This window comes from Streptomyces sp. NPDC051322 (assembly GCF_040689485.1).
Taxonomy (GTDB): Bacteria; Actinomycetota; Actinomycetes; order Streptomycetales; family Streptomycetaceae; genus Streptomyces.
The window spans coordinates 218,521-233,077 of record NZ_JBFBAK010000004.1; the positions used below are offsets into that span (position 1 = coordinate 218,521).

A 14,557-nucleotide genomic window follows, 5' to 3' on the forward strand; every position below is an offset into this window, starting at 1 on the left:
GGCGAGTCTCCCATGATCCTGACCGGGCGAAGACGATCCGGTAGCACCCTTGTCGGCGCATCCGGCCGCCCCTATCCTTCTTTTGTGCCGAACCTAAACAAAATGCGGGTGGCGTCCTCCGGGGGCTCGAGGGCTGACGGCGCCGTTCCTTCCCTGCTCCGCCTCCGCATCGCCATCACCGTGTTCTTCGCCGTGGACGGCTTCCTCTTCGCGGGCTGGGTGGTCCGTATCCCCGCCGTCAAGCAGCAGACCGGCGCATCGGCGAGCGCCCTGGGTCTGGCGCTGCTCGGAGTTTCCGCGGGGGCCGTGATCACCATGGTGCTGACCGGCCGGCTGTGCAGGAGGTTCGGCAATCATCCGGTCACCGTGGCCTGCGGGGTGCTGTTCTCGCTGAGTATCGCCCTGCCGGCACAGACCCACTCGGCACTCGCCCTCGGTCTGGTCCTGCTGGTTTTCGGCGCCGGCTACGGCGGGCTCAACGTCGCGATGAACAGCGCAGCGGTCGATCTGGTGGCGGCGCTGCGCCGACCGGTGATGCCGAGTTTCCACGCCGCCTTCAGCCTGGGCGGCATGGTGGGAGCCGGTGCCGGCGGACTGGTGGCGGACCGCGTTTCGGCCGCGGTGCATCTGACCGGGCTGACCGTCATCGGACTGGTGGTGACCGTGGTGGCCGGCCGTGAACTGCTGCGCCACCGGCCGCCGTCCGGCGCCGTCCTGGCCCGGGGAGCGGACAGGAAGCCCGGGTCGCGGCGGCTGAGTACCCGGAGCCGCCGACTGGTGCTGGTCTTCGGGCTGATCGCGCTCTGTACGACCTACGGGGAGGGCGCCATGGCCGACTGGAGCGCCCTGCATCTGAAGCAGGACCTGCACGCGCATCCGGGCGTAGCCGCTGCCGCGTACTCGGTCTTCGCGCTGGCGATGACCATCGGCCGACTCACCGGCACCACACTGCTGGAGCGCCTCGGCCAGACTCGCACCCTGGTGGCCGGCGCGACGCTCGCCGCGGCCGGGATGCTGCTCGGTTCGCTGGCCACGAACACCTGGTCCGCGCTGCTCGGTTTCGCGGTGGCCGGTCTCGGGCTGGCCAACAGCTTCCCGGTGGCGGTGGCCAGGGCCGGCGCACTGGCGGGGCCGAACGGTGTCGCCACGGCCTCCACGCTGGGCTACGGCGGGATGCTGCTGGGGCCGCCGGTCATCGGCTTTCTCGCGGACTGGTTCTCGCTGCCTGTCGCGCTCACCACGGTGGCGCTGCTCGCCGCGACGGCCGCCCTCATCGGCGGCGCCACCCGTCATGCGTCCTCATCGGCAGGGTGAGGGACCCTGGCACAATCGAGGCCATGGTGATGAAGACGGCCGAACTGATCAACTCCCTGGACGGGGAGGGGCGGTTGCTCGCCCGAGCGGCAGCCGAGGCGGGTCCGGAGGCCGAGGTGCCCGCCTGTCCCGGCTGGCGAGTGCGCGATCTGCTGCGTCACACCGGCATGGTGCACCGCTGGGCGACGGCTTTCGTCGTGGAGGGATACACCACATTTCACCCCGGCGGCGGCGAGCCGGACCTCGACGGAGACGCGCTCGTCGACTGGTTCGGAGAGGGGCACGCCTCGCTGGTCGCCGCGCTGACCGCGGCGCCGGCGGACCTGACGTGCTGGACCTTCGTCCCCGTGCCGTCCCCCCTGGGCTTCTGGGCGCGGCGCCAGGCACACGAGACCGCAGTGCACCGGCTGGACGCGGAATCCGCCCGGCCGGAGCGGGAGCCCGGCACGGTGGGCCCCGAGTTCGCCGTCGACGGCATCGACGAGCTGCTTCGCATGTTCCACACGCGGCCCAAGAGCTGGGTGCGGACGAACGAACCGAAGACCCTGCGGGTGCGGGCCACGGACACCGGAGACGTGTGGACGGCCCGGCTGTCCGCCGAGCCGATGCGCACGGACCGTACGGACATCGGGAGCGCCGACTGCGAGGTGAGCGGGAGCGCCGGGCTGCTCTACGCGACGCTGTGGAACCGGCGGCCGCTCTCCGCGGTATCCGTGACGGGCGACAGCACCCTCGCCCGGCTCTGGCGCGACAACTCCGGGATCACCTGGTCCTAGACCGACTGTGCCGGTCCCCACGGCGGTTCCTTGCCCGCCGTCGGAAGTCCTGTGACACTAGCCGGGTGGGGCGAAGGACGCAGGCGGAGCGGGATGCCATCACCGTGGAGATCGGCTTCGCGTTGGTGAGCGCGGTGTTCGTGGCCGCGGCCACCTTCGGCGGGATCGTCTGCCCCCTGTTCTTCCTCGATCTTCCGAGCAGGATCGCGCATCTGCTCGTCACGACCGGCAGCACGCTGGCGGTGATCGTCTTTCTGGCGCGGGTGGTGTTCGTCCTGTGGCGTTTCGGCGGCGGGCCGCCTCAGCCGAGCCAGCCCGGGCGCACCAGGCCGGACTCGTAGGCCAGCACCACCAGTTGAGCCCGGTCCCGGGCGCTCAGTTTCACCATGGCCCGGCTGACGTGTGTCTTCGCGGTGAGTGGGCTGACGACGAGCCTGCGCGCGATCTCGTCGTTGGAGAGCCCGATGCCGACCAGCGTCATGACCTCTCTTTCGCGTTCCGTGAGTTCGCCGAGATCCGCGGCAGCCGTGGGCTCCTTGGAGCGGGCGGCGAATTCGGCGATGAGGCGGCGCGTCACCCCCGGCGACAACAGGGCGTCGCCGTCCACCACCGCACGTACCGCACGCACCAGTTCCTCCGGCTCGGTGTCCTTGACCAGAAACCCGGAGGCACCGGAGCGGATCGCCTCGAACACGTACTCGTCGAGCTCGAAGGTGGTGAGCATGACCACCTTGACCCCATGGAGGTGCTGGTCCTCGGTGATGCGGCGGGTGGCTGCCAGACCGTCGAGCACCGGCATCCGGATGTCCATCAGCACGACGTCCGGCCGCAGTTCGCGAACCGAGGACAGCGCCTGCGCACCATCCGCGGCCTCCGCCACCACCTCGATGTCGGGCTGGGCGCCGAGCAGCGCCCGGAATCCGGCCCTGACCAGGGACTGGTCGTCGGCGAGCAGTACGCGGATCACAGCGACTCCTTCGGGGCACCGGAGAGCGGGATGACGGCTTCGACCCGGAAGCCGCCGCCCGGCTGCGGGCCCGCGTCGATGGTGCCACCGAGGGCCGCCGTCCGCTCGCGCATACCCACCAGCCCGTTGCCGCTGCCGCCCGCATCGGCGCCGGTGGCGGGCCCGGCGTCGTCGATCCGCAGGACCAGCCGCCGCGGCGGATAGCCGAGGACGACGCGTGCGGTACGGGACTCGGAGTGCCGCACCACATTCGTGAGCGCCTCCTGAATGATCCGGAAGGCGGCGAGATCGACACCCGGCGGGAGTGGGACGGGGACGCCCTCCGTCACGGTGTCCACCGTCAGGCCCGCCGACCGCGCTTGCTCGACGAGTTCGGAGAGCCGGTCGAGCCCGGGGGCCGGAGCCCTGGGCGCTTCACCCGGCGCCCGCAGGGTGTCGAGGACCTGGCGCACCTCGCCCAGTGCCTCCTTGCTCGCGGCCTTGATGGTGGTCAGTGCGGTACGCGCCTGCTCCGGATCGGAGTCGAGAAGGGCGAGACCCACCCCGGCCTGCACATTGATGACCGAGATGCTGTGGGCGAGCACGTCGTGGAGTTCGCGCGCGATGCGCATCCGTTCCTCGTCGGTGCGCCGCTTCTCGGCCGCCTTCCGTTCGGCGCGCTCCCTGGCCCACTGCTCGCGGCGCACCCGGGCGAGCTCCGAGGCGGCGAGTATCGCCAGCACCCAGGCGGCGACGGCCAGTTCCTGGCCCCAGGACGCCGGGTGATCGCCGGACGGCGGCAGCCAGGGGTAGAGCCAGTGAGCGATCACTACATGTCCGGCCCAGAGCATGCCGATGGCCGACCACGCGGCGTGACGGTGCCCCGCCACGATGGCGGCGAAGCAGCCGACCGCGGCGGTGAGGAAGACCGGGCCGTACGGAAATCCGGCGCCCACGTAGATCAGGGTGGAAGCGGCGGTGGCCCAGGCGACGAGGACCGGGTGCCTGAGGCGCAGCAGCAGGAAGGTCTGGCCGAGCAGGAGCAGCGACCGGCCGAAGGCGTCGAGCGGGACACGTTGGCCGAGCTGACCGTGCTGGGCGAAAGCCGTCCCGCCCAGCACGATCACGGTCAGCACGAGGGTCGAGCGCCAGGGCAGCCGGCCCCTGGACGAAGCTGCCCAGGGCGGCTGCCATCCGTCCGGTCGGCCCTGCGCCCAGGGCCGGCCGCCGCGTCTGCGCACTCGCTGCTCGTCCGTGCCGGGCTCGTCCATGCAGGCAACGCTAGACCGGCGACGCTCTCCAGGCGTCAGACCGGCGCGGTGACCGCGTCTACTCCCGCCGGAGTAGACCGACGGAGTCGGCGAGCTGCCCTGCGGCCTGTGCGAAGAAGACGTCCCGGTCCTCGACCAACCGGTTGAACTGTCCGAAGATCTCGAAGGAGATGAGGCCGAAGAGCTGCGCCCAGGCGGCTGTGAGCGCCACGGCTACCGGGGGCGGGAGGTCGGGCGCGATGTCGGCGGCGAGCCGCTCGGCCTCGGGGCGCAGCTCACCGGCGATGGCGGGGAGGCCCAGACCGTCGGCGCGGTGCGCGTCACGGACGATGGTGATCAGGACCTGACCGGTCCGGGACGCCGGGCCGATGGTCGCCTGCGGCGCGGTGTAGCCGGGCACGGGCGAGCCGTAGATCAGGGCGTACTCATGGGGGTGGCCGATGGCCCAGCGGCGGGCCGCGGCGCAGACCGCGGCCCAGCGCGCGGGGGCCTTGACCTGGCCCGCGGCGGCGAGTGCGGATTCGGCGGCTTCTCCGATCGCGTCATAGGCGTCGACGATGAGGGCGGTGAGCAGGTCGTCCCGACTGGGGAAGTAGCGGTAGAGACCGGAGGAGACCATGCCCAGTTCACGGGCCACGGCGCGCAGCGAGAGTTTCACGGCGCCCTGGTCGGCGAGTTGTCTGCGTGCCTCGTCCTTGATGGCTGCGGTGACTTCGGCGCGGGCTCGTTCCCTGGCTCCTCGGACAGCACTCATGGTGAGCAGTCTGCCAGATAAGCGGAGCACCGACCAAGGACGTGAGCGCCATACACAAAAAAGAGCACTGCTCTTGCAATGGTTCACCCCTGCGTGCAGACTGCTCTACAGAGAGAGCAGTGCTCACACTCAGCGAAGAGGCACCCACATGACCACGTACGTCAAGAAGCCCGGCTGGTTCACCGTCCATGTCCTCAACCGTCTCGTCGCCTGGCTGACCCGGCGCGGCGTCAGCGTCTGGGGATCGCGCGTCCTGGCGGTGCGTGGCCGCAAGAGCGGTGAGTGGCGCCGTACCCCGGTCAACGTGCTCACCCTGGACGGCGGCCGCTATCTGATCGCCCCTCGCGGCCATGTCCAGTGGACGCACAACATGCGGGCCGCCGGCGGCGGCGAACTCCTCCTCGGCAGGAACACGGAACCCTTCACCGCCACCGAAATCCCCGACGGCGAGAAGCCGGAAATCCTGCGCGCCTACCTCAAGCGGTGGAAGGCCGAGGTAGGCGCCTTCTTCGATGGCGTGGGCCCGGAGTCGAGCACCGAGGAACTGCTCCGGATCGCGCCCAAGCACCCCGTCTTCCGCATCACCGGGACGAGCTGACCGATCACTCGGCCCCGGTCGCCGCCTTGCCGGTGTCCTGGCCGGAGCCCTCAGCCAGGTCAGCCGCCGCTTCGGTGGCGCCCGCACCCGTGGCGTCCTCGGCCGCGCCCCCCGCCGGACCGCTCTTGCCGGGCTCCTTGCGGTCCATCGCCGTCAGCGCACGCTGGGCCAGCGGATGGGTACGCACCAGCTCGCCCAGGGAGGTCGAGCCGCGGGTGATCCCGGCGAAGGCCTTCCAGGCCGGACGGAACCCGGTGATCACCGCGTGCAGCACCATCGGGCGACGCTCGAATAGCTTGAGCATCCGGCGCCCCACCGCCATCTCCACGCCGAGTCCGGCCTTGACGGCGAACGCGTAGTTCAACGCCTGTCGGCGGGCATCCACCGCGTCGTGCGCCTCGGAGACCCGGACCGCCCATTCACCCGCGAGCCGGCCCGAGCGCAGCGCGAAGGAGATCCCCTCACGCGTCCACGGTTCCAGCAGCCCGGCGGCGTCGCCGCAGACCAGCACCCGACCGCGGGAGAGCGGCGAGTCCTCGCTGCGACAGCGCGTCAGGTGTCCCGAGGAGACGGCCGGTTCGAAGCCGGCGAGTCCCTGGCGGGCGATGAAGTCCTCCAGATAACGCTTGGTCGCCGCGCCCTCACCCCGGGCCGAGATCACGCCGACCGTGAGGGTATTGCCCTTGGGGAACACCCAGGCGTAACTGCCCGGGATGGGGCCCCAGTCGATGAGCACCCGCCCGGCCCAGTCGTCGGCGACCGTCGGCGGCACCGGAATCTCCGCTTCGAGACCGAGGTCCACCTGGTCCATCTTCACCCCGACATGGGCTCCTATCCGGCCGGCACTGCCGTCGGCGCCCACCACCGCACGTGCCAGCACCGTCTCACCACTGGAGAGGACGACGGCGACCGTGCGCCTGTCGGGCACCGCCGAGCCGTGCTGCTCCACCCGCGAGACCGCCACCCCGGTGCGCAGCTCCGCGCCCGCCTTCTGCGCGTGCTCCACCAGTTGCAAGTCGAATTCCGGACGGTTGATGAGCCCGAAGAGCATCTGCTTGGAGCGGCGGGTCCGCGTCAGCTTTCCGTTCATCGAGAACGTCACCGCGTACACCCGGTCGCGCAGCGGCAGTTCGAAGCCGGGCGGCAGACAGTCGCGCGATGGACCGATGATGCCGCCCCCGCAGGTCTTGTAGCGGGGCAGCTCGGCCTTCTCCAGGAGCAGCACCCGCCGCCCCGTCACCGCCGAGGCGTAGGCCGCCGAGGCCCCGGCCGGACCTGCGCCGACCACCACCACGTCCCATACCGGCTGGTCATGTTCCGTGCCCGCGTCTGCGTTCTCGCTGCTCACGATGTGCTGCTGCTCCCGATCCGACCGGTGGCCCGTGCTGTCGACGGCATCCTACGGCGCGGTGTCGACCGATCACCCTGTGGGAGGATCGGTCAGCCCGAAATCGTACTCAGGCGTACACACACGCACAGGTATTCCAACGTCGCACCCACGAGGAGCGTGCCCATGACCGCGAATCCGATTGCCGAGACCATCGCCTCTCTCATGCCCGGTGCCCGCGCGGAGCTGACCGAGCTGGTGGCTTTCCAGTCGGTTGCGGATCCGGCGGTCTTCCCGAGGAGCGAGTGCGAGGGTGCGGCGAACTGGGTTGCCGACGCCCTGCGCGGCGAGGGATTCCAGGACGTCGCCCTCCTGGACACTCCGGACGGCACCCAGTCGGTCTACGGTTTCCTGCCGGGCCCCGTGGAGGCACCGACCGTGCTGCTCTACGCGCATTACGACGTGCAGCCGCCACTGGACGAGTCCGCCTGGCTCTCCCCGCCCTTCGAGCTGACCGAGCGCGACGGCCGCTGGTACGGACGGGGCGCCGCGGACTGCAAGGGCGGCTTCATCATGCACCTGCTCGCGCTGCGCGCCCTGAAGGCCACCGAAGGCATCCCGGTGTCCGTCAAGGTGATCGCCGAGGGTTCGGAGGAGCAAGGCACGGGGGGTCTGGAACGGTACGCCGAGGCGCACCCCGATCTGCTGACGGCGGATGCCGTCGTCATCGGGGACACCGGCAATTTCCGGGTCGGTCTGCCGACCGTCACGGCGACGCTGCGCGGGATGACGATGCTCCGGGTCCAGTTGGACACCCTGGAGGGCAATCTGCACTCCGGCCAGTTCGGCGGCGCCGCTCCCGACGCACTCGCCGCGATGATCCGCCTGCTGGACTCGCTGCGCGCCGAGGACGGTTCGACGACCGTCGACGGTCTGCCCGCCGATGCCGTCTGGGACGGCCTGCAGTACGCGGAGGACGAGTTCCGGCAGGACGCGAGGGTCATCGACGGTGTCGCGCTGATCGGCACCGGAACCGTCGCCGACCGCATCTGGGCGCGCCCGGCCGTCACGGTCATCGGCATCGACTGCCCGCCGGTCGTGGGTGCCACCCCGTCCGTGCAGGCGAGCGCGCGGGCGCAGATCAGCCTGCGGGTGCCGCCGGGCGCCGACGCCGACGAGGCGACCAAGCTGCTCACTGCCCACCTGCGGGCGCACACCCCGTGGGGGGCGCGGATCTCGGTGGAACAGATCGGCCAGGGCCAGCCGTTCCGGGCCGACACCGGCAGCCCGGCGTACACCGCGATGGCGGAGGCGATGAGGGTCGCCTACCCCGGAGAAGAGATGCAGGCATCGGGCATGGGCGGCTCGATCCCGCTGTGCAACACGCTGGCGTCGCTCTACCCGGCGGCGGAGATCCTGCTGATCGGGCTCAGCGAGCCGGACGCCCGTATCCACGCGGTCAACGAGAGCGTCTCCCCGCAGGAGCTGGAGCGGTTGTCGGTCGCCGAGGCGCACTTCCTCGTCAACTACGCACGATCCAAGAAGGCTTGAGCGACACGTCTCGCCAGGTTCCCGCAAGGGTGTGCCCGGGTCGTTCCCCGGGCACACCGCAGGTCCGGTCGTGCGTCCGGCACCGGGCCGTACGGGACCGTCAGCCGACCGGAACGCCTGCCTCCAGGTTGAACACAGCCGAGTTCTCGCGGGCGCGCAGTGCCCAGCGCAGCCGTGCGTAACGGTGGGGCGGCAGCAGCTCCGCCGCCTCCCGCTCGCTGACGAATCGCCAGCCTCGCAGTTCCGATCCGGGGAGCAGCAGTCGTTCGGTCTCCGCGCTCCCCAGCCGGCCACCGTCGAACAGCAGCCGCAGCCCGCCGTAGCCCGGCGGCCGCGGAGGCTCCCAATCGACCACCAGCAGCCGCGGTACGTGGCCGAGTTGTATCCCCGTCTCCTCGGCCACCTCGCGGATGCCCGCGCGCGCCGGCGCCTCGCCGTTCTCCACTATCCCGCCGGGGAACTCCCATCCCGGCTTGTAGGTAGGGTCGACGAGCAGCACCCGATCGTGCTCGTCGAAGAGCAGCACCCCCGCTGCCAGGGTCTCCCCGGTCGGCGCCGGGGTCTGGACGATCTCGCACACCCCGGCCTCTCCGGTCCGCAGCGCATCGGCGATCCGCTCGGCGGTGGCGGCCGGTGTGAGGCCGCTGTTGTCGACGACATGGGCGTCCGCGGTGAGCCAGCTGAGCGCCGCGGTGTACGGCGCGATGTGCTCGTAGGCCCACTGCCGCATCCGCTCAGTGCCCTCCGGGTCGTCGGGCAGTTCCCCGCGGCCGGCGATCCGCTCCCGCAGGATCGTTTCCTCGGTGGCCAGCAGCACATGACAGACCGGGATCCGCCGGGAGGCGAGCCCGCCGAAGATCTCATCGCGGTACTCCTGTCTCAGCAGCGTCATCGGCACCACGAGCACCCCGCCCGTCTCCGCGAGGAGCGCGGCAGCGGTATCCACCACCATGCGCCGCCAGATCGGCAGGTCCTGGTAGTCGTTCACCTCGGCCAGCCTCTTCTGCGGCAGCAGGAACCGCAGCGCCCCGCCGAGCACTTCGGGGTCGTAGAAGGTGCTGTTCGGGATCAGATCGACCAGTTCTCGCGCGGTACTCGTCTTGCCCGCACTGAACGCACCGTTGACCCAGACGATCACGGTTCCCCCTCTTCGGTAGCCCCCAGTGGGTTGCCCGCAACACCCTGCCACGAAAACCCCATGGGGCGGCATGGCGCCCTGCGCCCCTTCGGGACACAACTGTGCCGGTCCTGTTTCCAACGGGCCGACCGTGGTTCGTAGGCTCCGAGGCGTTATTACTCACGAGTCCGTCGTGACGCGATCGCCCGGGACCTCGTTGACAACTCCGTCAGCGGGGAGCCGAGCGAGGCAGGGAGGGTGAACGATGAATCGCCTGGTGGTAGGACAGTTCCCGGCCGGCGGCCCGCGCGGCAGCTGGCCGGCGGAGGAGTACGCGGCGGCGCAGCGGGCCGCCGGTAAGCCGGTCGAGGTCGTGATGGACCTGGAGACGGATGCCTTCCTGGTCGTCTGCCGGGGCGAGAACACCGAGTAGCTGTCAGTCGGTCCCACGCGGAAACCAAACACAAGCGAACGCAGGGGCGGCGAACCGGGCTCGCTTCGGGCCCATCACCCCCGCTGCGTCGCCGCGAACAACCGTTACCGCGACTCTTCCAACAGACTCCAACACGGTCTAACGTGAGCCCGGTCACTGACGCGTACATGCAGATTTCCGACCACGGGCCCGCCTGGAGGAACATCACGATGCAGCTTCCGCCCCGTACCGACCGTCGAAGAATCAGAGGCATGATCGGAGCGGCGGTCACCGCTCTGCTGTGTGTCGGCGGCCTCGCCTCCCCCGTTGCCGCGGACGTCGGCGACAGCTCCCCGACGCCGCAGCTCGGTAACGGACTGGCGCTGACTCCGCCGATGGGATTCAACAACTGGAACTCCACCGGGTGCAGCTCCGACTTCAACGAGACCATGGTCGAGGGCATCGCCGACCTCTTCGTCGACAAGGGCCTCAAGGCGGCCGGTTACCAGTACGTCAACCTCGACGACTGCTGGGCTCTCTCACAGCGCGACGCCAACGGAAAACTGGTGCCGGATCCTGCGCGGTTCCCGCACGGCATCAAGGCAGTGGCCGACTATGTCCACGCGAAGGGGCTGAAGCTCGGCATCTACACCAGCGCGGGGACGAAGACCTGCAACAGCAAGGGTTTCCCCGGCGCGCTCGGCCACGAGTACAGCGATGCCCAGCAGTTCGCCGACTGGGGCGTCGATTACCTGAAGTACGACAACTGCAACAACCAGGGCGTCGACGCGAAACAGCGCTACAGGACGATGCGTGACGCCTTGAAGGCCACCGGACGCCCCATCGTCTACAGCATCTGCGAGTGGGGTTCCAACAAGCCGTGGGAGTGGGCCGGCGATGTCGGCAACCTCTGGCGCACGACCGGCGACATCAGCGACAACTGGAGCTCGATGCTGTCGATCCTCAAGCAGAACCTGCCGCTCGCCGCGGCGGCCGGCCCGGGGCACTGGAACGACCCGGACATGCTGGAGGTCGGCAACGGCGGAATGACCGACACGGAGTACCGCACTCACTTCTCCATGTGGTCGATCATGGCCTCGCCGCTGCTGATCGGCTCCGATCTGCGCAAGGCATCGGCTGCGACCTACGACATCGTGACCAATGACGAGGTCATCGCGGTGGACCAGGACCCGCTCGGCAAGCAGGGCACCGTGCTGTCCTCGGACGGCGGCCGGTGGGTGGTCGTCAAGGAGATGGCCGACGGCAGCCGCGCCGTGGCTCTCTTCAACGAGACGGACAGCCCTCAGCACATCTCGACCACGGCGTCCGCCGTCGGCCTGCCCGAGGCTCCCGCGTACAGCGAGCGCGACCTCTGGCAGCACCGGACGTACAACACCGCAGGCGCTCTCTCGGCCACTGTCCCGGCGCACGGTACCGTGCTGCTGCGGGCCTCCGCGGACCAGAAGTGGGCCAGCCACCCGTCCGCCGTGGACGTCGGGGTCGACGGATCGCTGCTGGTCGAGGCAGGCAAAGCCGCCCCGCTGACCACCACGGTCACCGATCTGGGCCGTACACCGGCGCTGCGGGTCGGCACTGCGCTGACCGGTCCGGCGGGCTGGCAGCTGAAGGCGGTGTCGGGCACGTCGGCGTCCGCGGTGCCGACCGGGGAGTCACTCCGGACCTCGTGGCAGGTCACGCCGCCCGCGGGCGGCGCCGCCACCGGTGCGTACAACCTGACGCTGACCGCGACCTACCGCTCGTCCACCGGCGAGCGTCTGCGGACCGTGCTGCCACTCACCGCCCATGTGGTGGTCGCACCACCCGCCGGACAGTCCTCGCTCAGTGATCTGCCGATGCTCTCATCCTCCAACGGCTGGGGCCCCGTCGAGAAGGACACCAGCAACGGCGAGGCCCAGGCCGGTGACGGCCATCCCCTCACCATCGGCGGCACGGCGTACGCCAAGGGCCTCGGAGTGCACGCGTCGAGCGCCGTCGAGTACTACACCGGCGGCGCCTGTTCAGCGGTGACCGCACAGGTGGGCGTCGACGACGAGAAAGGGGCCAACGGCACGGTGACCTTCGAGATCTGGGCCGACGGCAAGAAGGCGGCATCGACCGGTGTTCTGACCAACGCCATGCCCGCCCAGCCGCTCAAGGCTGACGTGAGCGGGGCGCAGACGGTGCGTCTGGTGGTCACCGACGGCGGGGACGGGGTCGACTCCGACCACGCCGACTGGGCGGACGCCACGCTCGGCTGCTGAGCTCAGCTGCTGACCGACGCCGCCGCCTCGTCCGGTTCGCCGAGCGAGGCGGCGGCCGCCGCTCCGACCAGTCCCGCATCGTTGCCCATCAGCGCCGGAGCGACTTTCAGGTGCTGGATGAACGACAGCGTGGCGTAGTCCTTCAAGGCACGGCGCAGCGGGGCGAACAGCACCTCGCCCGCACCGGCCACTCCCCCACCGATCACCGCGATGTCGATCTCGACGAGCGTCGCGGTGGCCGCGATCCCCGCTGCCAGCGCTTGCGCCGCGCGCTCGAACGAGGCGATGGCGACCGAGTCCCCGGCGGCCGCCGCACCAGCTACGGCCGCCGCGCCGGCGTCACCGTCCGGGCCGGGCCGCCAGCCGTTCTGCAAGGCCCGACGTGCGATGTTCGGGCCGCTCGCGATCCGCTCGACGCAGCCACGCGAGCCGCACGGGCACGCGTCACCGTCCAGGTCCACGCTGATGTGACCGATGTGGCCGGCGTTGCCGGACGGCCCCGGGTGCAGCCGTCCGGCCAGCACCAGGCCGCCCCCGACCCCGGTGGAGACGACCATGCAGAGCGCATTGCGGTAGCCGCGGGCCGCGCCCTGCCAATGCTCGGCCGCGGTCATGGCGACGCCGTCACCGACCAGTGTCACCGGCAGCCCGCCGGTGGCTGCGCGCACCTTCTCGACCAGCGGATAGTCCCGCCAGCCGGGCACGTTGACTGGGCTCACGGTGCCCGCCGAAGCGTCGACCGGGCCGGCGCTGCCGATCCCGACGGCCGTCGCCCGCTCCCAGTGCGGGTCGGCGGCGAGTTCGGCCAGCACGGTCGCGACAGCGCCCATCACCGTGTCGCCGCTTTCCCGGGCGGGCGTCGGCCGCTGTGTGCGTACGACGAGCTGTCCCCTGCCGTCCACCAGCGCGCCGGCGATCTTGGTGCCGCCGATGTCGAGCGCGGCTACGAGGTGGTTGTGCATGGGTGTCGGATCTCCAGGTGGCAGGGCATGCAGGCAGTCATGCGGATGGTGACGCTATGGGCCGAACGGGGGGCGGGGCAGCAGATCGTCCGTAGTGTAGTGACCAGTCTCCATTCACCTGACAACGTTGTCCAGGCCCTATGCTCGACGCCACAGCTCTTGCCCGCACATCCGCCGACGACAGGACAGCGCACCGTGGCCCATACTGCCAGCCGCCCCGAGCCCCGCTACGGCAATCGGCCGACAATGAAGGACGTCGCGGCGCGCGCCGGAGTCGGCCTCAAGACCGTCTCGAGGGTGGTCAACGGCGAGTCCGGCGTCACGCCCGACACCGAACGCCGGGTGCAGGAAGCCATCGAGGCCCTGGGGTTCCGCCGCAACGACAGTGCGCGGGTCCTGCGCAAGGGCCGCACCGCCAGCATCGGTCTGGTCCTCGAGGACCTCGCCGACCCTTTCTACGGGCCGCTGAACCGGGCGATCGAGGAGGTGGCAAGGGCCCATGGCGCGCTGCTCATCAACGGTTCCAGCGCCGAGGACCCGGAGCGCGAACAGGAGTTGGTCCTTGCGCTGTGCGCCCGGCGGGTGGACGGACTGATCGTGATTCCGGCCGGCGACGACCACCGTTATCTGGAGCCGGAGATCGCCGCGGGTGTCGCCACCGTCTTCGTGGACCGGCCGGCCGGGAAGATCGCCGCCGACACGGTCCTCTCGGACAGCTTCGGCGGAGCACGCGACGGTGTCGCCCATCTCATCGCCCAGGGCCACCGGCGTATCGGATTCATCGGCGACCAGCCGCGCATCCACACCGCCACCGAGCGTCTGCGCGGTTACCACGCGGCGATGACGGAAGCCGGCCTCACCGTCGACGATTCGTGGGTCTCACTCGGCGTCACCGAACCCGGCAGGGTCCGGGCGGCCACCGGGACGCTGCTCGACGCCCCGGAGCCGGTCACCGCGCTCTTCGCGGGGAACAACCGGGTGACGGTGACGACGGTGCGGGTCCTCGCCGAGCGGGAGCGGCCGGTCGCCCTGGTCGGTTTCGACGACATCGAACTCGCTGATCTGCTGGGCATCACGGTGATCGCCCAGGACGCGGCCGCACTGGGCCGCACGGCGGCCGAGACGCTGTTCCGCCGTCTGGAGGGGTCGAACGTCGCGCCGTCGCAGAAGATACTGCCGACCCGGCTGATCGCCCGCGGCTCGGGCGAGATCCGGCCGGCCTGACACCTGACAGCGGACACTGCTGCCCCCGTCGCACCGTACGGGGG

Annotated in this window: 14 protein-coding genes; 8 read left to right on the top strand and 6 right to left on the bottom strand. The window is 70.5% G+C overall.

Annotated features, from left to right (window positions below):
- Positions 1–84: 84 nt before the first annotated feature.
- The 3 genes from AB0436_RS12155 (at position 85) to AB0436_RS12165 (ending at position 2,431) form a co-directional block, all read left to right on the top strand.
- Positions 85–1,314: an MFS transporter gene (locus AB0436_RS12155; RefSeq protein WP_366467705.1), complete on the top strand. Its 1,230-nt coding sequence runs from the start codon at positions 85–87 to the stop codon at positions 1,312–1,314.
- Positions 1,315–1,343: 29 nt separating this feature from the next.
- Positions 1,344–2,090 (top strand): maleylpyruvate isomerase family mycothiol-dependent enzyme, encoded by a 747-nt coding sequence (locus tag AB0436_RS12160; protein WP_366467952.1) that lies wholly within the window; start codon positions 1,344–1,346, stop codon positions 2,088–2,090.
- 65 nt (positions 2,091–2,155) lie between these two features.
- The gene (locus AB0436_RS12165; RefSeq protein ID WP_366467707.1) at positions 2,156–2,431 is read left to right on the top strand and encodes a DUF6332 family protein; all 276 of its coding nucleotides are present in this window, start codon (positions 2,156–2,158) and stop codon (positions 2,429–2,431) included.
- On the opposite strand, the gene AB0436_RS12170 is transcribed toward AB0436_RS12165, so the two are convergent.
- Genes AB0436_RS12170 through AB0436_RS12180 form a run of 3 tightly spaced genes read right to left on the bottom strand, consistent with a single transcriptional unit; the run spans position 2,392 to position 5,061 of the window.
- A complete protein-coding gene (locus tag AB0436_RS12170; RefSeq protein WP_366467708.1) occupies positions 2,392–3,057 on the bottom strand; it encodes a response regulator transcription factor in 666 nt (221 codons plus the stop codon). The genes AB0436_RS12165 and AB0436_RS12170 overlap by 40 nt on opposite strands.
- Complete coding sequence (locus tag AB0436_RS12175; RefSeq protein ID WP_366467709.1) at positions 3,054–4,307, bottom strand: sensor histidine kinase; 1,254 nt, start codon at positions 4,305–4,307, stop codon at positions 3,054–3,056. Before AB0436_RS12175 ends, AB0436_RS12170 begins: the two co-directional genes overlap by 4 nt.
- Positions 4,308–4,365: 58 nt before the next feature.
- The gene (locus AB0436_RS12180) at positions 4,366–5,061 is read right to left on the bottom strand and encodes a TetR/AcrR family transcriptional regulator (RefSeq protein WP_366467710.1); all 696 of its coding nucleotides are present in this window, start codon (positions 5,059–5,061) and stop codon (positions 4,366–4,368) included.
- Between the two features lie 148 nt (positions 5,062–5,209).
- Between AB0436_RS12180 and AB0436_RS12185 the strand changes: the two genes are divergently transcribed.
- A complete protein-coding gene (locus tag AB0436_RS12185) occupies positions 5,210–5,659 on the top strand; it encodes a nitroreductase family deazaflavin-dependent oxidoreductase (RefSeq protein ID WP_366467711.1) in 450 nt (149 codons plus the stop codon).
- A 4-nt stretch (positions 5,660–5,663) separates the two neighbouring features.
- Here the strand turns inward: AB0436_RS12185 and AB0436_RS12190 are convergent, their stop codons facing one another.
- Positions 5,664–7,007 carry a geranylgeranyl reductase family protein gene (locus AB0436_RS12190; protein WP_366467712.1) on the bottom strand — a complete coding sequence of 448 codons (1,344 nt, stop codon included), beginning with the start codon at positions 7,005–7,007 and terminating at the stop codon, positions 5,664–5,666.
- Positions 7,008–7,172: 165 nt separating this feature from the next.
- Here AB0436_RS12190 and AB0436_RS12195 point away from each other — a divergent pair, with 165 nt between their 5' ends.
- Positions 7,173–8,537 carry a dipeptidase gene (locus AB0436_RS12195; RefSeq protein WP_366467713.1) on the top strand — a complete coding sequence of 455 codons (1,365 nt, stop codon included), beginning with the start codon at positions 7,173–7,175 and terminating at the stop codon, positions 8,535–8,537.
- Between the two features lie 100 nt (positions 8,538–8,637).
- Here AB0436_RS12195 and AB0436_RS12200 read toward each other — a convergent pair whose 3' ends face one another.
- Positions 8,638–9,675 carry an NUDIX domain-containing protein gene (locus AB0436_RS12200; protein WP_366467714.1) on the bottom strand — a complete coding sequence of 346 codons (1,038 nt, stop codon included), beginning with the start codon at positions 9,673–9,675 and terminating at the stop codon, positions 8,638–8,640.
- Positions 9,676–9,919: 244 nt separating this feature from the next.
- Between AB0436_RS12200 and AB0436_RS12205 the strand changes: the two genes are divergently transcribed.
- Together AB0436_RS12205 and AB0436_RS12210 are read left to right on the top strand one after the other, a co-directional pair.
- Positions 9,920–10,087: a hypothetical protein gene (locus AB0436_RS12205; RefSeq protein ID WP_366467715.1), complete on the top strand. Its 168-nt coding sequence runs from the start codon at positions 9,920–9,922 to the stop codon at positions 10,085–10,087.
- A 251-nt stretch (positions 10,088–10,338) separates the two neighbouring features.
- On the top strand, positions 10,339–12,327 hold the full coding sequence (locus AB0436_RS12210; protein WP_366467716.1) for an NPCBM/NEW2 domain-containing protein: 1,989 nt from the start codon (positions 10,339–10,341) through the stop codon (positions 12,325–12,327).
- Between the two features lie 2 nt (positions 12,328–12,329).
- Here the strand turns inward: AB0436_RS12210 and AB0436_RS12215 are convergent, their stop codons facing one another.
- Positions 12,330–13,289, bottom strand: coding sequence for an ROK family protein (locus AB0436_RS12215; protein ID WP_366467717.1), 960 nt, complete (start codon positions 13,287–13,289; stop codon positions 12,330–12,332).
- Between the two features lie 246 nt (positions 13,290–13,535).
- Here AB0436_RS12215 and AB0436_RS12220 point away from each other — a divergent pair, with 246 nt between their 5' ends.
- Positions 13,536–14,513 (top strand): LacI family DNA-binding transcriptional regulator, encoded by a 978-nt coding sequence (locus AB0436_RS12220; protein WP_366467954.1) that lies wholly within the window; start codon positions 13,536–13,538, stop codon positions 14,511–14,513.
- Positions 14,514–14,557 lie beyond the last annotated feature (44 nt).

Coding starts and splice junctions, on each gene's coding strand:
- AB0436_RS12205 (WP_366467715.1), top strand. CDS start 9,920: ATGAATCGCCTGGTGGTAGGACAGTTCCCGGCCGGCGGCCCGCGCGGC.
- AB0436_RS12210 (WP_366467716.1), top strand. CDS start 10,339: ATGATCGGAGCGGCGGTCACCGCTCTGCTGTGTGTCGGCGGCCTCGCC.
- AB0436_RS12195 (WP_366467713.1), top strand. CDS start 7,173: ATGACCGCGAATCCGATTGCCGAGACCATCGCCTCTCTCATGCCCGGT.
- AB0436_RS12175 (WP_366467709.1), bottom strand. CDS start 4,307: ATGGACGAGCCCGGCACGGACGAGCAGCGAGTGCGCAGACGCGGCGGC.
- AB0436_RS12185 (WP_366467711.1), top strand. CDS start 5,210: ATGACCACGTACGTCAAGAAGCCCGGCTGGTTCACCGTCCATGTCCTC.
- AB0436_RS12215 (WP_366467717.1), bottom strand. CDS start 13,289: ATGCACAACCACCTCGTAGCCGCGCTCGACATCGGCGGCACCAAGATC.
- AB0436_RS12160 (WP_366467952.1), top strand. CDS start 1,344: ATGAAGACGGCCGAACTGATCAACTCCCTGGACGGGGAGGGGCGGTTG.
- AB0436_RS12220 (WP_366467954.1), top strand. CDS start 13,536: ATGAAGGACGTCGCGGCGCGCGCCGGAGTCGGCCTCAAGACCGTCTCG.
- AB0436_RS12180 (WP_366467710.1), bottom strand. CDS start 5,061: ATGAGTGCTGTCCGAGGAGCCAGGGAACGAGCCCGCGCCGAAGTCACC.